The sequence below is a fragment of the Morganella sp. HMSC11D09 genome (assembly GCF_001807955.1).
Taxonomy (GTDB): domain Bacteria; phylum Pseudomonadota; class Gammaproteobacteria; order Enterobacterales; family Enterobacteriaceae; genus Morganella; species Morganella morganii.
Window position 1 is genome coordinate 1 of the sequence record NZ_KV791659.1, and the last position, 19,984, is coordinate 19,984.

Consider the following 19,984-nt stretch of genomic DNA (forward strand, 5'->3'; position numbering starts at 1 on the left):
TTAATCAGAATGCTTTGCTGTATTTTGCAATGATAGCAGCAGCACGGGTCAGATTAGAGAAGAAAGTTTTGATACTTTTCATAATGAACTCCTGCTTTGAATTAGTTGAGTAAGCGTGTTTTGCTTCGATGGGGGTATGATACCAGTTTTGTGATGTGGGTCAACATTAAATTCAACTATTTTTTAATGATTACAAAATCATTTTAATAACAAAAAAGCAGTGAAAAATAGCAAAAGTGAATATCATAACCGGGATAAAACAGTGTGTTTCTGCTGGCTATGATTTACTGAATTGATTTAGCAGGATTTTTTAATCAGTAAAAAGATGTTGAAGATGTTAGCGGCACGTTACGGCAGCAGGAAAAGCGGAGAGTGCGTCGTTGTGCCGGTCAGTCGCTTCAACTTTTGTTGCAGGCCGGATCGCAGGCAATAAAAAAGCGCCCTGAGGGCGCTTTTCTTATATCTGTCTGATTTAATCAGAATGCTTTGCTGTATTTTGCAATGATAGCAGCAGCACGGGTCAGATTAGAGAAGAAAGTTTTGATACTTTTCATAATGAACTCCTGCTTTGAATTAGTTGAGTAAGCGTGTTTTGCTTCGATGGGGGTATGATACCAGTTTTGTGATGTGGGTCAACATTAAATTCAACTATTTTTTAATGATTACAAAATCATTTTAATAACAAAAAAGCAGTGAAAAATAGCAGAAGTGAACATCAGAACCGAGATAAAACAGTGTGTTTCTGCTGGTTGTGATTTACTGAATTGATTTAGCAGGTTTTTTTAATCAGCGGAAAGATATTGAAAATGTTAGTGATACGTTACGGCGGCAGAGAAACCGGTTGTTTTGCCTCTGAAGCGGTAATCTGTTTCAACTTTTTTTGAAAGAATAACACGGTGATAAAAAAAGGGGTGGCCGGAGCCACCCAAAACTGTGCATTTAAAGGATGAGACTGTTGTTGTTAATTAATGGCGGTTGCGCACTAACTGGTAGCGGCGCGTAATGTATTCAACCGGCGCACTCCAGATATGCACCAGACGGCAGAACGGGAAGATCAGGAACAGTGTCATACCCAGCACCAGGTGCATGCGGAAGATAAAGGCAACCCCTTCCAGATGCTCTGATGCCCCCCCCTGAAATGTCACGACAGACTGTGCCCAGCCGACCAGTTTCATCATCTCGCTGCCGTCAGTGTGCTGCGCGGAGAACGGAATGGTGCCCAGGCCCAGAATTACCTGGATCACCAGCAGGGTGATGATCAGAATATCGCCCGCAGACGATGTTGCACGGACACGCGGGTTGGTCAGACGGCGTTTGAGCAGCAGACCGCCGCCGATCAGCGTCATTACCCCGCAGGCACCGCCCGCCACCATCGCCAGCATCTGTTTCTGTGCCACAGTGATAAACGGCTCATACATCCAGTGCGGGGTCAGCATGCCGACGAAATGCCCGAAGAAGATACCGAGGATCCCGACGTGGAACAGGTTGGAAGCCAGACGCATCCCTTTTTTATCCAGCATCTGACTGGAACCGGCACGCCAGGTGTATTGTCCGTAGTCATAACGCAGCCAGCTGCCGATGATAAACACCGCGCCCGCGATATACGGATAGATATCAAAGAAAAACGTATTCAGGAAATTCATGGAGTTACTCCTTTCGCCGCAGGGGGAACCGGCGCGTCACCCACCTGAATGTAATTCGGGGCGACACTCTGTGAAAAACGACGCTCATGCTGTGTCAGAACAGAATTGTCACAGCCTTTATCGGCCAGGAATGTCACCTGTTCTTCTTCCCAGACCGCATCCAGTGCAGCCGGAGTGTCATCACGGGCTTCACCGTCCACCTGACGGGTCAGTGCGCTGAGTGTCAGGTCGCTGTCCGCCATGGCCAGCAGCAGGCTGAACAGTTCATGGTAATGACTTTCGCGCTGACGCAGCCGCTCACCGAGCAGGGCGAGGATCGGCGCGATGTCTTTCAGCCCCTGACAGGCCTGTTCCGGCGGCATAACAGAGAGATATTCCAGATAAACCGGCAGGTAATCCGGCAGTTCGCGGCTGCTGAGGGTGATCCCGGCCTGCTCATACTGCTCCAGCAGGGACACCATTGCCTGGCCGCGATCGCGTGACTCACCGTAAACGTGTTCAAACAGCAGCAGAGAGGTGGCCCTGCCGCGATCAAACAGTTCACTGTAGCGTGCCTGGCTGTCGAGCAGCGGCTCAGCGGTCAGTTCAGCGACGAAGTACATCAGTGCGGCGGCCTGAGTCAGGCGCAGCTCGTGCGCCTGTTCAATCTCTGCAATCAGTTCGTCGCGGTGTCCCCAGAGCTCCTCATTCGGGTAATCCAGCAGGCAGCCGATAATTTTTAAGCTGATCATGATGAATGCCTCTCTGAGATTGGTGCATCTGCCGGTGTTTTCTGCGTGATATCAATGGCATCGATACGGCGGCTGTTAAACAGGTTAAATTTGGTATCGCTGCCGTGGCAGCCGTCGCCGAAGCTGAATCCGCAGCCGTTGCGCTCAGGGAATGCCTCGCGGGCCAGTTCGCGGTGTGATGACGGGATCACAAAGCGATCCTCATAGTTGGCGATAGCCAGATAGCGGTACATTTCCTGTGCCTGGGCTTCTGTCAGACCGACTTCTTCCAGCGCACTGATATCGCGGGTTTTATCCACGGTTTCAGCACGTTTGTAGTGACGCATGGCCAGCATCCGTTTCAGGGCACGCAGTACCGGCGCGGTATCCCCAGCGGTCAGCAGGTTGGCGAGGTACTGAACCGGGATGCGCAGACTTTCCACATCCGGCAGTACGCCGCTGTGCGGCAGCATACCCGCATCGCTGACAGACTGAATCGGTGACAGAGGCGGCACATACCAGACCATAGGCAGGGTGCGGTATTCCGGGTGCAGCGGCAGAGCAAGTTTCCACTCCATTGCCATTTTGTAGACCGGCGATTTCTGTGCCGCGTCAATCACACTCAGCGGAATGCCGTCTTTCTGCGCCTGGCGGATCACTTCAGGGTCGTTCGGGTCGAGGAAGATCCCGAGCTGACGCTCATACAGATCTTTTTCGTTATCCGCGCTGGCCGCTTCTTCAATGCGATCCGCATCATAGAGCAGCACACCGAGGTAACGGATACGGCCCACGCAGGTTTCTGAACAGACGGTCGGCTGACCGGCTTCGATACGCGGATAGCAGAAAATACATTTCTCGGATTTGCCGCTCTTCCAGTTGAAGTAGATTTTTTTGTACGGGCAGCCGGTCAGGCACATACGCCAGCCGCGGCATTTGTCCTGATCGATAAGGACGATGCCGTCTTCCGCACGTTTGTAGATAGCGCCGCTCGGACAGGTCGCGACACAGGCCGGGTTCAGACAGTGCTCACACAGACGCGGCAGATACATCATAAAAGTCTGCTCAAACTGGCCGTACATCTCTTTCTGCATATCGGCGAAGTTTTTGTCCGCGCTGCGGCGGCTGAACTCACCGCCGAGGTCATCTTCCCAGTTCGGGCCGTTTTCGATTTTTGTCATGCGCTGACCGGTGATCAGTGAGCGCGGACGGGCGGTCGGCAGATTGCCTTCCGGGGCGTTTTTCAGATGATCATAGTCGTAAGTGAACGGCTCGTAATAATCATCCAGCTCCGGCTGGTCGGGGTTGGCGAAGATTTTTGACAGCAGGCCGATTTTGTTACCCATACGCGGCACCAGTTTGCCGCGGATGTTTTTGATCCAGCCGCCTTTCCATTTTTCCTGGTCTTCCCAGTTATGCGGGTAACCCAGGCCGGGTTTGGTTTCGACGTTGTTGAACCACGCGTATTCCACACCTTCGCGGCTGGTCCAGACGTTTTTACAGGTGACAGAGCAGGTATGGCAACCGATACATTTATCCAGGTTCAATACCATGCCGACTTGGGAACGTATCTTCATTATGCTTTCTCCTGCCCGCTCAGGGTCTGTTGATAACCATCCTGCTCACCGTCGAGCCAGTCCACATTTTTCATTTTGCGGACCACCACAAACTCGTCGCGGTTGGAGCCGACAGTGCCGTAATAGTTAAAGCTGTATGCCAGGTGGCTGTAGCCGCCGATCATATGAGTCGGTTTCGGGCAGACACGGGTGACGGAGTTATGAATACCGCCGCGCATACCGGTCACTTCCGATCCCGGCAGGTTAATCTGACGCTCCTGGGCGTGATACATAAAGATCATGCCGTCCGGGATACGCTGGCTGACAATCGCACGGGCAGTCAGTGCGCCGTTGCTGTTGAAAGCTTCGATCCAGTCGTTATCCTCAATGCCCAGCGAGCGGGCATCGTCCTCACTCAGCCATACCACCGGGCCACCACGGCCGAGGGTCAGCATCAGCTGGTTGTCGCTGTAGGTGGAGTGAATACCCCATTTCTGGTGCGGGGTCAGGAAGTTCAGGGCTTTCTCCGGATAACCGTTCGGTTTTGCGCCCAGCAGCGGTTGTGCCGCACGGGTATCCACCGGTGGACGGTACACCACCAGAGACTCACCAAATGCACGCATCCATTCATGATCCTGATACAACTGCTGACGGCCGCTCAGGGTACGCCACGGGATCATCTCGTGAACGTTGGTGTAACCCGCATTATAAGAGACATGCTCATCTTCGAGGCCGGACCAGGTCGGGCTGGAGATGATTTTGCGCGGCTGCGCCACGATGTCGCGGAAGCGGATTTTTTCATCTTCTTTATGGATGGCAAGATGCGTATGGTCGCGGCCGGTCACTTTACCGAGCGCATCCCAGGCTTTCACCGCCACATGGCCGTTGGTTTCCGGTGCCAGTGACAGCACGACTTCTGCCGCATCAATCGCGGTTTCAATTGCCGGGCGACCTTCCGCTGCGCCCTCAGTGCGGGTGCGGTTGAGTTTTTTCAGGAAATCGACTTCTTCCTGAGTATTCCAGCTGATACCTTTCCCGCCGTTGCCGAGTTTATCCATCAGCGGCCCCAGCGAGGTAAAGCGGGCATAGGTGTTCGGATAATCGCGCTCCACCACCATCAGGTGCGGTGCGGTTTTCCCCGGGATCAGGTCACATTCGCCTTTTTTCCAGTCCTTCACATCAAACGGCTGCGCCATTTCGGCAGCGGAGTCATGCTGGATTGGCAGCGTAACAATATCCGTCTCTTTACCCAGGTGGCCCGGGCAGAGTTCAGAGAAGGATTTGGCGATCCCTTTGTAGATTTCCCAGTCGGTTTTGGATTCCCAGGCCGGATCGACCGCAGCGGTCAGCGGATGAATGAACGGATGCATATCCGAGGTGTTCATATCATCTTTTTCATACCAGGTGGCGGTCGGCAGCACGATATCGGAGAACAGACAGGTGCTGGACATGCGGAAATCGAGTGTCACCACCAGATCCACTTTTCCTTCCGGGGCATTATCCACCCATTCCGCTTCTTCCGGTTTCACGCTGCCCTGTTCGCCGAGATCTTTACCCAGCAGACCGTTTTCGGTGCCGAGCAGGTATTTCAGCAGATACTCATGGCCTTTACCGGCGGAGCCGAGCAGGTTGGAGCGCCAGATAAACAGGTTACGCGGGAAGTTCTGCGGATTATCCGGCTGTTCCGCCGCAAAGCGGATAGTGCCGCTCTTCAGTGCTTCTGCGGTGTAAGCCTGCGGATCCTGACCGGCTTCTTTTGCTCTCGCCGCGATAGTCAGCGGGTTCACGTTCAGCTGCGGTGCGGACGGCAGCCAGCCCATGCGCTCAGCGCGGATGTTGAAGTCCAGCAGGCTGCCGCTGAAGCGGGATTTATCCGCCAGCGGGGAGAGAAGCTCCTGCGGCTGAACAGTTTCATAACGCCACTGGCTTGAGTGGTTATAGAAGAAAGAGGTGCTGTTCATATGACGCGGTGGGCGTGACCAGTCCAGCCCGAACGCCAGCGGTAACCAGCCGGTCTGCGGACGCAGTTTTTCCTGGCCCACATAGTGTGACCAGCCGCCGCCGCTCTGGCCGACGCAGCCGCAGAACACCAGCATATTGATGATGCCGCGGTAGGTCATATCCATGTGATACCAGTGGTTGATACCGGCACCGACGATCACCATTGAACGGCCGTGGGTTTTCTCGGCGTTATCGGCAAACTCACGGGCAATGCGGGAGATGTGATGCTGGCTGACGCCGGTCACTTTCTCTGCCCAGGCTGGGGTATAGGCCTTGATTTCACTGTAATCCGCCGCGCAGTTCACATCGTCCAGGCCGCGATCGATACCGTAGTTGGCGAGGGTTAAATCGAAAACACTCGCCACACGGACTTCACTGCCGTCTGCCAGACGTACCACTTTCACCGGCAGTTTGTGCATCAGCACTTCATCCAGTGCCACACCTTCAAAGAATTCATTTTCAATGCCGCCGAAATACGGGAACGCGACATCGGCAACTTCATCATGCTTATCCAGCAGGCTCAGCTGCATAGTGATCTCATCACCGCTCTTGCCGTCACGCGGCTCCAGGTTCCATTTACGGGATTTGTCTCAGCGGAACCCGATAGAGCCCTGTGGTGCCACCAGTTGCTGACTGTTCTCATCAATGGCAATAGTTTTCCACTCAGCATTTTCTTTCTCACCGAGAGAATCCACCAGATCAGATGCCCGCAGCATACGGCCCGGCACATAGCCGCCTTCCGCACGCGGATCCAGCATCACCAGCATCGGCATGTCGCTATAAGTGCGGACATAATTGGTGAAGTATTCCGCCTGGCGCTTCGCGTGGAACTCATTGAGGATCACATGACCCATCGCCAGTGCAACGGCACTGTCGGTTCCCTGTTTCGGGTTCAGCCACTGGTCACACAGTTTGGCGATTTCAGCATAATCGGGTGTGATCGCGACAGTTTTGGTACCTTTATAACGAACTTCGGTGAAGAAGTGCGCATCCGGGGTACGGGTCTGCGGGACGTTGGAACCCCAGGCAATCAGATAAGAGGAGTTATACCAGTCTGCTGATTCCGGCACGTCAGTCTGCTCACCCCAGGTTTGCGGGGAGGCCGGCGGTAAGTCGCAGTACCAGTCATAGAAACTCAGGCAGGCACCGCCGATCAGGGATAAATAACGGGCACCGGAAGCATAGGAGACCATCGACATCGCCGGGATCGGCGAGAAGCCGATAATACGGTCAGGGCCGAACTGTTTGGCAGTCACAATATTGGCTGCCGCAATCATTTCATTCACTTCCTGCCAGTCGGAGCGGACAAAACCGCCGCGGCCGCGTGCCTGTTTGTAGCTTTTGGCTTTTGCCTCATCATTAATAATGGATGCCCACGCATCGACCGGATCCGCGTGCTGTGCTTTGGCCTCACGCCACAGTTTGATCAGGCGTTTGCGCACCATCGGATACTTCACGCGGTTTGCGCTGTACAGATACCAGGAATAGCTGGCACCGCGCGGACAGCCGCGCGGCTCATGATCCGGCAGATCAGGACGGGTACGCGGGTAGTCCGTCTGTTGCGTCTCCCAGGTCACCAGCCCGTTTTTCACATAGATTTTCCAGCTGCATGAACCGGTACAGTTCACGCCGTGGGTGGAACGGACAATTTTGTCATGCTGCCAGCGGCTGCGGTAACCATCTTCCCAGTCGCGGTTGACGTTCAGCTCTTGTCCGTGGTCGCCGGAGAAGGTTTCCCCGCGCTGCTTAAAATAACGGAATCTGTCTAAAAACTTGCTCATTCGGTAATCCCCCGATAAGCGCCGGGCGCTCACATTGCTCTGATTATCAGAATTGAATTAATTATTTTTTACGGCCGTATACCAGCCATGTGGTCAGAATGCAGACCACATAAAAGACAACGAACACTTTCATTGCACCGGCAGGCGAGCCGGTCAGTGTCAGTGAAATACCAAAGGCATTCGGGATAAAGAACCCGCCGATAGCGCCGATGGCAGAGATAAAACCGAGTGCGGCAGCACTTTCGGTGATGGCTTCATGCTGGGCTTCTTTTTCGGTACCGCCCTGTGCCAGTACGCGCTCAGTGGTGATTTTGCGGAACACCACCGCAATCATCTGGAAAGTAGAGCCGCTGCCGAGACCGGCAGTGAAAAACAGCACCATAAAGACGCCGAAGAAGGCGGCAAATGAACCGGCATCATTTTTGCCCGGCAGTGTGAAGAACAGCAGGAAGGCAAATACCGCCATCACCACGAAGTTAATAAAGGTTACGCGGATACCGCCGAATTTATCGGAGAGGAAGCCGCCCAGCGGACGGGCCAGCGCACCCAGTAACGGGCCGAAGAAGGCGAATTTCAGGATAACGATATCCGGGAACTGGGTTTTCGACAGCATGGCAAACCCGGCGGAAAACCCGATAAATGAGCCGAACGTGGAGAGATAGAGGAAGCTCAGGATCCACAGATGTTTGCGTTTCAGAACCGGTAACTGCTCTTTTAACGAGGCTTTGTTAGCAGAAAGGTCGTTCATTCCCAGCCAGGCGGCGGTGGTAAACAGCAGCAGGAACGGCACCCAGATCCACGCGGCATTCTGTAACCACAGCTCAGAGCCGTCCGGCTGGGTCACGCCGGTGCCGCCCATAAAGCTGAACACACCGAATGTCACAATAAATGGTGCGACCAGCTGCATCACACTCACTCCGAGGTTACCCAGCCCGCCGTTGATACCCAGAGCTCCGCCCTGTTTCGCTTTCGGGAAGAAGAAGCTGATATTCCCCATACTGGAGGCAAAGTTTGCCCCGGCGAAGCCGCACAGCAGGGCGATAATCACAAACACCGCATACGGCGTTGACGGGTTCTGCACCGCGAATCCGAGCCACACACACGGCACAATCAGGATCAGGGTACTGAACGCAGTCCAGCGGCGGCCGCCGAAAATCGGAATAACAAAGGAGTAAGGAACGCGCAGGAGTGCCCCGGAAACAGACGGCAGCGCGGTCAGCATAAACAGCTGATCGGTGCTAAAGTTAAAGCCGACTTTCGGGAGATTGACGGCAACGGCGCTGAACAGCATCCACACACAGAATGCCAGTAACAGGCAGGGAACGGAGATCCACAGGTTGCGTGATGCAACCCGGTGCCCGCTCTCTGTCCAGAATTTTTCATCTTCCGGGCGCCAGTCGGTAATGACGCCCGCTGATGCCTTGCCTTCGGAGATCTGAGCCATAATACACCTCAAAATTATGCTGAAATTAAAGGCGTTTTACGTGGGTTATAAGGTGCTGATACTGATCTTAATCAAAGGGTGAACCGATTGATTTTTAAGCGCAAAACCGTCATTCTACTTTAGGGGTACGGTTGTTAATCTGATGAAAATACGTAAAATCAAACGGTTAGTATCATTATGATTAGTGTGGGTTATAACAGCTAATCCCTCAAGGTTTTAAGGGGTACTACTTTGGTGGTAAGTGTTTTTTCGGAGAAATCGGAGAGAATAACCGGTCAGTTCAGAGGAGCATCAGTGCATGCTGAAACACACATCTATTCTTACCCAAATCACCGGTTTTATGGTGCTGCTTACCGTCTTTGCGGTGATTGGCATGGGGCTGACCAATCAGATCACGGAAAGTGTGCAGGGCAATGCGCACGCGATTAATAAATCCGGCACATTGCGGATGCAGAGTTACCGTTTCCTGTCTGAAATCCCCCTGACCGCGCATTCACAGCAGTATCTTGATGATTTCGAATCCGATTTAACCCTGCTGGCCGGAATGAAAGCAGTCAGTCCGGCCAAAATACAGCAGCAGTTTCTCTCTGTGGAACAGACCTGGCGGCAAAAGCTGCGTCCGGCACTGGAAGCGGCAAAACAGCCGGAAGAGGCCCGAGCGCTGGTGGCCGCGTTTGTCAGTCAGATTGACAGCCTGGTGTCGGCTATCGATCACCAGACCGAATCCACCATCCGGCTGGTGGCGGCCATTCAGCTGGTCTTTATCGCGCTGATGATTTTACTGCTGCTGTTATCGGCGCGGCATTTCCGCCGCCGGATCCTCCATCCGTGGCAGCGGCTGCTGGCGCAGGCAGATGCGATGGGGCAGGGGAATTTTCAGCCGCGCTTTGCGGATTATGACCACCGCGATGAAATCACCATGATCGGCAATACCCTCAACCGTACGGCAGAGGAACTGTCTGCGCTCTACGGGGAGCTGGAATCTCGGATGGCGGTCAAAACACAGGATTTACAGGAAAAAAACCAGATGCTGGCCTTCTTATATAAGAGCGGGCAGCGGCTGAATAACACCAATGACCTGACCACTCAGCTGACGGATATTCTGCGTGACCTGCATCAGATCATACCGGAAGGCGCACTGTGCCTGCGGATTTTTGAAGATAATAACGCCACCCGTTTTACTGAAATCGGTGACTGCGGCTGCCTGCCATCACAGACACAGGAACAGCTGACCTGGAATCTGAGCGGGCCGATTAACCGTTACGGGGTATTGACGCTTCTGTTACCGGCCGGACAGCAGCTGAACAGTGAGCAGCAGAATATGATGCAGATGCTGAGCAAACAAATTATTTCGGCCTTTGCGCTGGCTTATCAGCATGAGCAGCAGCAGCAGCTGATTCTGATGGATGAACGCTCAGTGATTGCCCGCGAACTTCACGATTCTATCGCGCAGTCGTTATCCTGTCTGAAAATTCAGATAAGCTATCTACAGATGCATTCCGCGCAGATCCCGGAAAACTGTCAGACACTGCTGACCGAAATGCGCCAGGAAGTGAACGGTGCTTATCATCAGCTGCGTGAGCTTCTGACCACTTTCCGCCTGAAACTGACTGAGGCCGGGCTGCTTGCGGCGTTACAGAGCACGCTGGAGGAGTTTGAGCAGCGGATGGGTTACCGCATCGGTTTTGATTTTCAGCTCTCCGGGCGCCAGGTCTCCGCGCACCAGACCATTCATGTGGTGCAGATTGTCCGCGAGGCGCTGAGCAACATCCTCCAGCATGCCAATGCGTCGAGGGCGCAGGTAATATGCCGGTCAGAAGACCAGATGATTTATATCAGCGTGGAAGATAACGGGGAAGGGATCCCGGAACATCCGGAAAAAAATAACCATTACGGGTTATCCATCATGCGGGAACGGGCAGCCACACTGCACGGAACCTGCCGGATAACCACACGGGAACAGGGCGGCACTCAGGTGCTGATAAGCTTTCCCGCCAATACAACTATAAGAATAAATGAAGACGATTCAGGAGCAAGGTAAACAATGACGAACAGAATACTTTCGGCCGGAGAGATTATACTCAGTGATCCGGATGAAGCCGCTGACCCGGCCTCTCCCTCCACGATCCTGCTGATAGACGATCACCCGATGCTGCGTAACGGCGTCAGGCAATTAATCAGCATGGAGCCGTCACTGACTGTGGCCGGTGAAGCCGGGAACGGCCGCGACGGCATTGCGCTGGCGGAATCACTCGATCCGGATCTGATTCTGCTGGATCTGAATATGCCGGAAATGAACGGCTTTGAAACCCTGGATATTCTGCGGCGCAAACCGCTCTCCGGCCGGGTGGTGGTGTTCAGTGTGTCCAACTACCGGGAAGATCTGATTACGGCACTGCGCCGCGGGGCGGACGGCTATCTGCTCAAGGATATGGAGCCGGAAGAGCTGCTGGTGGCACTGCGTCAGGCGGCCGCCGGTAAAATGGTGGTCTCCCCGGCACTGACCGAAGTGCTGGCAGGCGCGCTGCGTGAGGTGCGCAGTGATGATGAGCCGGATATCAACAGCCTTACCCCGCGTGAGCGCGATATACTGAAACTGATTGCTCAGGGGCAGCCGAATAAAATGATCGCCCGTAAACTGGATATCACGGAAAGCACGGTAAAAGTGCATGTAAAAAACCTGATGAAAAAAATGAAGGTAAAATCACGGGTGGAAGCAGCGGTATGGGTGTTGCAGAACAAATAGTACCGGTATCTATCCGGCCTCTCTGTATAAAGGAACAGATTATGATTATTGCAGCACACCGCGGCTTTGCCGCCCGTGCACCGGAAAACACGATGGCGGCATTCCGGCAGGCTGCGGAGTTTGGCTGTCTGTGGATTGAAACCGATGTTCAGCTCAGCGCTGACGGCGTGCCGGTGCTGATCCACGATGAAACTGTGAACCGCACCACCAACGGCAGCGGGAAAGTGACGGATCTGACCTTACGCGAACTGCGGGCACTGGATGCCGGATTATGGGCGGGGGAGGTATACCGGGGGGAAAAAATTCCGCTGCTGACCGACCTGCTGGTGCTGGCGGAAGAATCCGGATTGCATCTGAACCTGGAACTGAAAACCGAGCTGACAGACAGCGACCACGCAATTGCCCGGTTGTGTGAAGCCACCGCAGCAGTACTTGAAATGCAGAATTTCCCGGCAGAGCGGATTCTGTTTTCCGGCTTTGATACCCGCACACTGCGCCATATGCACAAACGGATGCCGCACATCCGGCGCGGACAGCTCTGGGAAAAAATTCCGCCGCAGCCTCTGGCACTGCTTCAGGAGATTGACGCGTTCAGTGTGCATTGCGACTGGCTGTTTCTGCGGGAAGAAACGGCGAAATCGCTGAGAAAGGCCGGTTATCAGGTCTTTTGCTATACACCGAATTATCCGGAGCTGGTCGCGCATTATGCGGACTGGGGAGTGGGAATGCTGATAACGGATAACCCTGCAATATACAGGGACGAAAATCGTTTTTCTTAATGCTATATTGCATCCGTATTACACCGGCCTCTTCCGACAGGCCGGTGTTTTTATTTTGGCAGGCGAAAATACAAGTTATTGGAGTTATATTTAATAAATCATAATAAAATTCTTTTTATTATTATCAGATGAACAAAAAGAGGATAAAAACTGTAACAAAGTGATACAGGTTTAATCATACAGGGAGTTATCTCAAATATCCTTCTTCTCACGCCATCATTACCCATCCTGTTTGTTTTTATATAATGAACTGAAATTACATGACTATTTCCCCTGTTATTACTATTTGTGGTTACTCACAGATAGATTTCACCAATTGTTCTTAAGGCAACGAAAGAGGAATGATTATTTGCATGACTGCTCCGGATTCACTTATTCTTTACCCGATCTGATAGTGATGATTTATCGGTATTATTTTGTTATCAGTGATTTTATTGCTGCTGAATAACCAGGATTAAACTCACTTAATTTGTATTTGGCTGAATGATATCAACTGAAAATAAAAGGCAGTGGCTGGCTTCTTTTCCGATAAAGGATGCAGTAATTAACAGGGATCGTTACCTTTCCGGTCTGATTCTCCGGTGGATATAGTGTGTAATAACGGGATTTTTATGTTTATTACTATCGTTAATTATTCCGGATAAACCTAAAAGGAGTTAAATATCCCGGGTAAATCAGGTTTTGCTATGTGTGATAATAATATATCTCTATTGAAAGAAGTTGGTTTTTTCTTAAAAAGAAGGCGAAAAAGTCAGGGATTAACAGGTTCGGAAGTGGCTGAGAAACTGAATATCAGTCAGCAGCAGATATCCCGCTATGAACGCGGGCTGTCGGTGCTCAGTCCGGATGTCATGCTCAGGTATTGTGCGGCGCTGGGAATGACGGAGCGTGAGATCAGCGAACTTTTCTCCATTATCAGCACCCATTATCAGTCTGTTATTTCCGGACCGGAAGATACAGATGACACTGATAACCCGTAATGCTGACTATCCAACTGTTATGACTCTCCCTTTACGCGTGTATTTAATATCACCAACCTTTTTCTGTCTGATGACATCTGAATGCTGTTAATAATATGTTGCATTAACTTCATATCATCAGCAGGCAGGTGTTTTTATTAAACCTGTAATTTTTCTCTGTAAGAGTTAATTTTATAAATAGGAATGAATGAAAATGATGATTAACAAAAAAGCACTCGTTGTAGCCGGGCTTTCACTGGTTATTTCTGCCTGCTCAACATCACCGGTAAAGAAAAACACGGCAGCAGTTAAAAACCCGCCGGTAAAACAGCAAACCCGTTCCGCGACACCTAATGTGACCGGTAATAACGCGGCACAGGCGTATGTGGGAAGTAAACAAATTGCATCTCAGGGGATTGTTATTGCATCCACCAATAACGCCTGTGTGGACGGATTTAATTTTCTTAAAGGCGTAAATCAGGCTGAATTTAATGATTTCTCATCAAGCTACGGACGTATTAATCAGAACTATACCTTCTTAAACGTCAATAAAGAGATTATGGATAAAGACTCCCGTGAAGTGTTATCCATGACACTGAATAAAAAACTGGACACCTTATGTACCAAAGTTCAGTACGCAGGTTTCATTGGTGTGAAGGATAAAATAAAAGCACTTTCTGATATTTAATTTTTTTTTGGATTTTTAATCTTATTTCGGGGATGTATTCATGCCTGTGACTTCGTATTACTCAAAAACAAAGAGGGTAACAGCCTATCTGTTACTCTTTTTGCAGTTATTTTTTCCGGTGTCGACGGCAACATTATCTGTTGCCTACGCGGCAGAACATGACAATGAATTAATCATGTCAGAAACATTTGACGGACTTAATGCATTGATGGATACATCTCCGAGTCCGGCTCCGCCTCCGAAACCACAGGGCGGAAAAACCGCTTCCGGCAGCACTCTGAGCGGTGAGGGATTTACCGTTGAGATGCCGTCCGGCAGTGAATACGGCGTGATGCCGGCTGGTTCGGACAGTGGCTTTATCTCCGGACAGAACGGCATGCCGTTCCCGATGAGTGTCAGCACGCTGCCTGACCCGGCGAACCCGGCACCGCGCGATAATACCGTGCGGACCGATGATATCTTCAGTGCCTTGCCGACCCTCGGTCTGCCGGATATTTCTCCGGAAGATGAAGCGGCACAGAATGAAGCCCGTCTGGCGGGTAACGCCTCACAGGCCGGGCAGATCCTCTCCAGTGAGGATGCGGTGGATGCATCTCTCGGCTATGTGCGCGGTATCGGTGAAAACCTGCTTAACCAGCAGGTGAATGACTGGCTGAACCAGGTGGGCCACGCCCGTATTCAGTTCGGCAGCAATAAAACCGGTGATGCGGATGTACTGGTCCCGTTAGTTGATAATCCGAACAGCCTGTTCTTCTCACAGATCGGGCTTCGCGCTAATGAAGAACGTACCACCACCAACCTCGGTCTGGGCTATCGTCAGTATGAAGACGGCTGGATGTGGGGGGTTAACAGCTTTTATGACTACGATATCACCGGCAGTAACTCGCGGGTCGGTGTCGGCGGTGAGTTATGGGCCAATTACCTGAAGTTTGCGGCTAACGGCTACTTCAGGGTAACAGACTGGCACCAGTCAAAACTGCACGAAATGCGCGATTACGATGAACGCCCGGCTAACGGGTTTGATATCCGTGCGGAGGGCTATCTGCCTGATTATCCGCAGTTAGGCGCATTTGCAAAATATGAACAGTACTTCGGTGACGGCGTCAGCCTGGCCAGTACCACCTCTTCCGGTGAACTGAAAAGTAACCCGTCGGTCTCCACCATCGGGCTCAGTTACACCCCGTTCCCGCTGATCACGTTCAAAGGTCAGACATCCCGTGGTGATTCCAACGACAGCCAGATTGGAATGGAACTTTCCTACCGTTTCGGCGTGCCGCTGTCACAGCAGCTGGATACCGACAATGTTGATCTGATGCGTAACCTGGCGGGTAACCGTTACGACTTCGTCGACAGAAACTACAACATTGTGATGCAGTACCGTAAGCAGGAACTGCTGCGGATTGCCCTGCCGCCGACACTCAACGGTGAAGCGGCACAGACACTGCCGGTGACGGTCAGTGTGCTGAAAGCCAAATACGGTCTGAAATCTCTGCGCTGGTCAGCGCCTGAACTGCTGGCAAACGGCGGTGAAATCAAACAGACCGGGCTGACCACGGCAGATATTACGCTGCCGGAATATATTTTTATGGATCGTAACGGCGGGCCGCAGGGCTACCGTGTGACCGCTGTCGGTGAAGATAACGAGGGTAACCCGTCCAACACCGCAGAAATGTGGGTGAATGTTATTCCGTCAGTGGAAACCATCACCAAACTGACCGTCACGCCGAACCAATCCTTAATCGCCAACAACAGTGACCAGTTTACCGCTGTGGCGCTGTTACAGAATGACAAGGGCGAAGTGCTGCCGAATAAAGCAGTGACTTTCAGCGTTTCCGGTCTGAAAAATCCGGAAGGCGTGACCATTTATGATGCGGACGGCAACAGCGGCCAGACACTGACCGTGATCTCCGGGCCGGACGGCACGGCAACCGTGAAAATTATCAGTAAATCCGCCGGTAAAGGATTGCTGAAAGCCAAAATGCGTAACGGTAACAGCCGTACCGAAGCAATCACCTATATTGCTGATATCAATACAGCAAAAATTAAAACCCTTGAATTAACCAATAACAAAGCAGTGGCTGACGGCCAGGCGAAAAACATCGCTGTGGCAACGGTGACTGACCAGTTCGATAACCTGGTGGAAAACTTCCCGTTAACGTCCAGAGCGGATAACGGTGCGACAGTCGCGGATCCGAACCAGCAGACTGACAGCAACGGCCAGGTCACTATCCGGTTCAGCAGTGAAACGGCCGGGGATTCCAAACTGGTGGTTGAGGGAACGGGCACGTCGAAGAGTGTGACAGCACAGTTTATCGCGGATATCAGTACCGCGAAGATTCAGAGTGTTGTGGTAACTCAGGATAATTCGGCGGCGGATGGTAAAGCGAAGAACAGTGTTCTGGTAACCGTCACTGATAACCGCAACAACCCGATCGCCGGTGCACCGGTGACAATCAAAGTACCGGGAACTGCCGGTTATCTGACTCAGCCTGCCGGTGGTCTGACAGACAGTAATGGTCAGTTGCGGGTGAATATCACCAATACCAAAGCGGGTCAGGATAACTATACCTTCAGTATCAATGACAGCCGTGAAACTGCGGTTCTGACCTTTGTTCCGGATCTGTCCACCGCAACCATCACGTCCCTGATCAGTGACAAGAAAGCCATTATTGCTGACGGTACTGAGCAGGCGATGCTGACCGTGACGGTGAAAGATGCCTTTAATAACGTGATCCCGGGTAATACCGTTAACCTGACAACCACACTCGGCCAGCTTAGTGATCAGAATGTCGTTACCGGCAGCAACGGTGAGGCAACCTTTACACTGACCGGTACCCGTGTGGGTGATGCGACTGTCCGTGCGATCAACGCCACAGACGCAGCCGGTAAAACCACCGTTGTCCGTATCACACCTGATAACAGCTCGATGGCTGTCCGCAGTGTGCTGTTAAACGGTGATCAGACAACCAAAGTTGCCAACGGTACAGATAACTTCACCTATACCGTCCTGGTTCAGGATAACAATGGTAACCCGATCCAGGGTGTCCCGGTTACTGCATCCGCAGATAATCCGGCAGCAGTTGTACTGGTAACAGGCACTACCAATGCGGAAGGTAAAATCACCATTACCTTAGCCGGTACCAATAAAGCGATGGACAATGTTCTTGTCAGCGCGGCGCTGGACGGCGGGGTAAGTGTGGATGCGGATAAGAGTGTTAACTTTATCTATAACATCGACACCGCGAAGGTCAGTAAAGTCACGCTGAACGGCGATGTCACTCAGAAAGTGGCTGATGGTCTCAGCAGCTTTACCTATACCGCGCAGCTGGTGGATAGTAATGGTAACCCGATCCGTCAGGCAGATCTGGATGTGAAGTGGACGCAGAACAAAGGCAGCGATGTGGTGCTGTCGGCGGAAACCAGCAAAACCAACGCAGACGGTGTGGCGACTATCACTCTGATCTCCACCACCAAAGTGGCGGATAACATCCGTGTCAGTGCGCAGTATGCCGGTACGCCGGTTATTCAGGCGGATAAAGCCGTCAGCTTTATTTATAACGTTGCCTCAGCCAGAGTCAGCAAGGTGGAACTGAACGGCAGTGTGACTGAAAAAGTCGCCGATGGCCTCAGCAGCTTTACCTACACGGCACAACTGGTGGATGAGAACAACAACCCGATCCGTCAGGCGGATCTGGATGTGAAATGGACGCAGGACAAAGGCAGTGATGTGGTGCTGTCAGCCGCAACCAGTAAAACGGATGCGGACGGTAAAGCCGTGATTACTCTGACGTCGACCAAAAAAGCAGCGGAGAATATCCGTGTCAGTGCACAGTACGCAGAAACGGCTGTGGTACCGGCAAACAAAACTGTCAGCTTTATCTTCAACATTAATATGGCCAAAGTCGGCACTGTGGAGCTGAATGGCGCTGTCACGGAGAAAGTGGCAGACGGCACCAGCAGCTTTACCTATACCGCACAGTTGGTGGACAGCAACGGTAACCCTGTCCGCAAAGCAAACCTGGATGTGAAATGGATCCAGGATAAAGGTGCGGCGGTAAAACTGTCCTCCGTTGTCAGTAAAACTGATGCCGATGGTAAAGCGACTATCACGCTGATTTCGACCACCACGGCGGTGGACGATGTCCGTGTCAGCGCGCAGTACCAGGAAACGGCAGTCGTGCCGGCGGATAAAACCGTCAGCTTTATCTATAACATTGCCTCAGCCAAAGTCGGTTCCGTGACTCTGGAAGGCGATGTGGTACAGAAAGTGGCGGATGGTGTCAGCTTCTTTACCTATACCGCGCAACTGGTGGACGGCAACGGGAACCCGGTTCGTCAGGCCGATCTGGTGGTGAACTGGAGCCAGGATAAAGGGACGGATGTTGCTCTGTCGGCCACAACCAGTAAAACGGATGCCACCGGTAAAGCAACCATCACTCTGACTTCCACCAAAAAAGCCGTGGATGATGTCCGCGTCAGTGCGCAGTACGCAAGTACCGCCAAAGTGGATGCGAATAAGCTGATCAGCTTTATCTTTGAACTGACCTCCGCCAAAGTCGGTACAGTTACCCTCAACGGTGATGTGACGGAAAAAGTTGCTGACGGTGTGAACGCCTTTACCTACACCGCACAACTGGTGGACGGCAACGGTAACCCGATCCGTCAGGCCGGTCTGGATATTAAGTGGACGCAGGATAAAGGCAATGATGTGACGTTGTCTGCTGTCAGCAGTAAAACCAACACGGATGGTCAGGCCACAGTCACACTGACGTCGACTACAAAAGCGGTGGATGATGTCCGTGTCAGCGGGCAGTACGAAAGTACCGCCAAAGCGGCAGCGGATAAAACGGTCAGCTTTATCTATAACGTTAATCTGGCCAAAGTCAGCACTGTGACCCTTGACGACGCTGTTATTGAAAAAGTGGCGGATGGTGTGAATACCTTCACTTACACCGCGCAACTGGTGGACGGCAATGGTAACCCGGTCCGTCAGGCCGGTCTGGATGTGAAATGGACGCAGGACAAAGGTAATGATGTCGTGCTGTCTTCGGCAACCAGTCAGACCAATGCCGATGGTAAAGCGACCATCACCCTGAAATCCACCACAAAAGCCGTCGATAACGTCACGGTTAAAGCACAGTACAAAGAAACGGCTGAGGTTGCTGCGGATAAGACGGTCAGCTTTATCTATGAACTGAGTTCAGCCAAAGTCGGTACCGTGAAACTGGACGGCACTGTCACGCAGAAAATCGCGGATGGCACCAGCTTCTTTACCTATACCGCACAGGTTGTGGACGGTAATGGTAACCCGGTCCGTAAAGCGGATCTGGTGGTGAACTGGACGCAGAACAAAGGTAACGATGTTGCTCTGTCGGCCACAACCAGTAAAACCCGTGCTGATGGTACAGCCACTATCACGCTGAAATCGACAACCACTGCGGTGGATAATGTCACCGTCAGCGGGCAGTACGAAAGTACAGCTGCTGTGGCGGCGGACAGAAATGTCAGCTTTACCTATGAACTGACTTCAGCCAAAGTCGGTACCGTGACCCTGGACGGCGATGTGGTGCAGAAAGTGGCAGATGGCGTCAATGCGTTCACCTACACCGCACAGCTGGTGGACGGTAACGGTAACCCGATCCGTCAGGCAGATCTGGTGGTGAACTGGACGCAGGACAAA

At 52.2% G+C, this 19,984-nt stretch carries 10 protein-coding genes and 1 pseudogene; 6 read left to right on the forward strand and 5 right to left on the reverse strand.

All coding sequences use genetic code 11. From position 1 onward, the window contains the following. Positions 1 to 965 precede the first annotated feature (965 nt). The 5 genes and pseudogenes from narI to HMPREF3119_RS02190 all read right to left on the reverse strand — a co-directional run bounded on the left by narI (position 966) and on the right by HMPREF3119_RS02190 (position 9,132). Positions 966 to 1,643, reverse strand: a complete 678-nt coding sequence (gene narI, locus HMPREF3119_RS02170; protein WP_004241165.1) for a respiratory nitrate reductase subunit gamma — start codon at positions 1,641 to 1,643, stop codon at positions 966 to 968. Then, positions 1,640 to 2,374, reverse strand: a complete 735-nt coding sequence (gene narJ / locus HMPREF3119_RS02175) for a nitrate reductase molybdenum cofactor assembly chaperone (protein WP_070578250.1) — start codon at positions 2,372 to 2,374, stop codon at positions 1,640 to 1,642. The genes narI and narJ overlap by 4 nt, the downstream gene beginning before the upstream one ends. Further along, positions 2,371 to 3,927 (reverse strand): nitrate reductase subunit beta, encoded by a 1,557-nt coding sequence (gene narH / locus HMPREF3119_RS02180; protein ID WP_004241167.1) that lies wholly within the window; start codon positions 3,925 to 3,927, stop codon positions 2,371 to 2,373. The genes narJ and narH overlap by 4 nt, the downstream gene beginning before the upstream one ends. Next, positions 3,927 to 7,688: pseudogene (locus tag HMPREF3119_RS02185) on the reverse strand (nitrate reductase subunit alpha). The gene narH and the pseudogene HMPREF3119_RS02185 overlap by 1 nt, the downstream one beginning before the upstream one ends. A 61-nt stretch (positions 7,689 to 7,749) precedes the next feature. Then, positions 7,750 to 9,132, reverse strand: a complete 1,383-nt coding sequence (locus tag HMPREF3119_RS02190) for a NarK family nitrate/nitrite MFS transporter (RefSeq protein ID WP_070578253.1) — start codon at positions 9,130 to 9,132, stop codon at positions 7,750 to 7,752. Positions 9,133 to 9,430: 298 nt separating this feature from the next. Between HMPREF3119_RS02190 and narX the strand changes: the two genes are divergently transcribed. From narX to HMPREF3119_RS02220, 6 genes are all read left to right on the forward strand, one after another. Further along, entirely contained in the window at positions 9,431 to 11,173 is a 1,743-nt protein-coding gene (gene narX, locus HMPREF3119_RS02195; protein ID WP_070578256.1) for a nitrate/nitrite two-component system sensor histidine kinase NarX, read from the forward strand. Between the two features lie 3 nt (positions 11,174 to 11,176). Beyond that, positions 11,177 to 11,878 carry a two-component system response regulator NarL gene (gene narL / locus HMPREF3119_RS02200; RefSeq protein ID WP_004234744.1) on the forward strand — a complete coding sequence of 234 codons (702 nt, stop codon included), beginning with the start codon at positions 11,177 to 11,179 and terminating at the stop codon, positions 11,876 to 11,878. Between the two features lie 41 nt (positions 11,879 to 11,919). After that, positions 11,920 to 12,657, forward strand: a complete 738-nt coding sequence (locus tag HMPREF3119_RS02205; RefSeq protein ID WP_070578259.1) for a glycerophosphodiester phosphodiesterase family protein — start codon at positions 11,920 to 11,922, stop codon at positions 12,655 to 12,657. Between the two features lie 773 nt (positions 12,658 to 13,430). After that, positions 13,431 to 13,637, forward strand: coding sequence for a helix-turn-helix domain-containing protein (locus HMPREF3119_RS02210; protein ID WP_051456253.1), 207 nt, complete (start codon positions 13,431 to 13,433; stop codon positions 13,635 to 13,637). A 193-nt stretch (positions 13,638 to 13,830) separates the two neighbouring features. After that, the gene (locus HMPREF3119_RS02215; RefSeq protein ID WP_225310129.1) at positions 13,831 to 14,304 is read left to right on the forward strand and encodes a hypothetical protein; all 474 of its coding nucleotides are present in this window, start codon (positions 13,831 to 13,833) and stop codon (positions 14,302 to 14,304) included. Between the two features lie 175 nt (positions 14,305 to 14,479). Further along, positions 14,480 to 19,984 (forward strand): Ig-like domain-containing protein (locus tag HMPREF3119_RS02220; RefSeq protein ID WP_210388490.1); only part of this gene is annotated, 5,505 nt, incomplete at its 3' end.

Coding starts and splice junctions, on each gene's coding strand:
- narI (WP_004241165.1), bottom strand. CDS start 1,643: ATGAATTTCCTGAATACGTTTTTCTTTGATATCTATCCGTATATCGCG.
- narJ (WP_070578250.1), bottom strand. CDS start 2,374: ATGATCAGCTTAAAAATTATCGGCTGCCTGCTGGATTACCCGAATGAG.
- narH (WP_004241167.1), bottom strand. CDS start 3,927: ATGAAGATACGTTCCCAAGTCGGCATGGTATTGAACCTGGATAAATGT.
- HMPREF3119_RS02190 (WP_070578253.1), bottom strand. CDS start 9,132: ATGGCTCAGATCTCCGAAGGCAAGGCATCAGCGGGCGTCATTACCGAC.
- narX (WP_070578256.1), top strand. CDS start 9,431: ATGCTGAAACACACATCTATTCTTACCCAAATCACCGGTTTTATGGTG.
- narL (WP_004234744.1), top strand. CDS start 11,177: ATGACGAACAGAATACTTTCGGCCGGAGAGATTATACTCAGTGATCCG.
- HMPREF3119_RS02205 (WP_070578259.1), top strand. CDS start 11,920: ATGATTATTGCAGCACACCGCGGCTTTGCCGCCCGTGCACCGGAAAAC.
- HMPREF3119_RS02215 (WP_225310129.1), top strand. CDS start 13,831: ATGATGATTAACAAAAAAGCACTCGTTGTAGCCGGGCTTTCACTGGTT.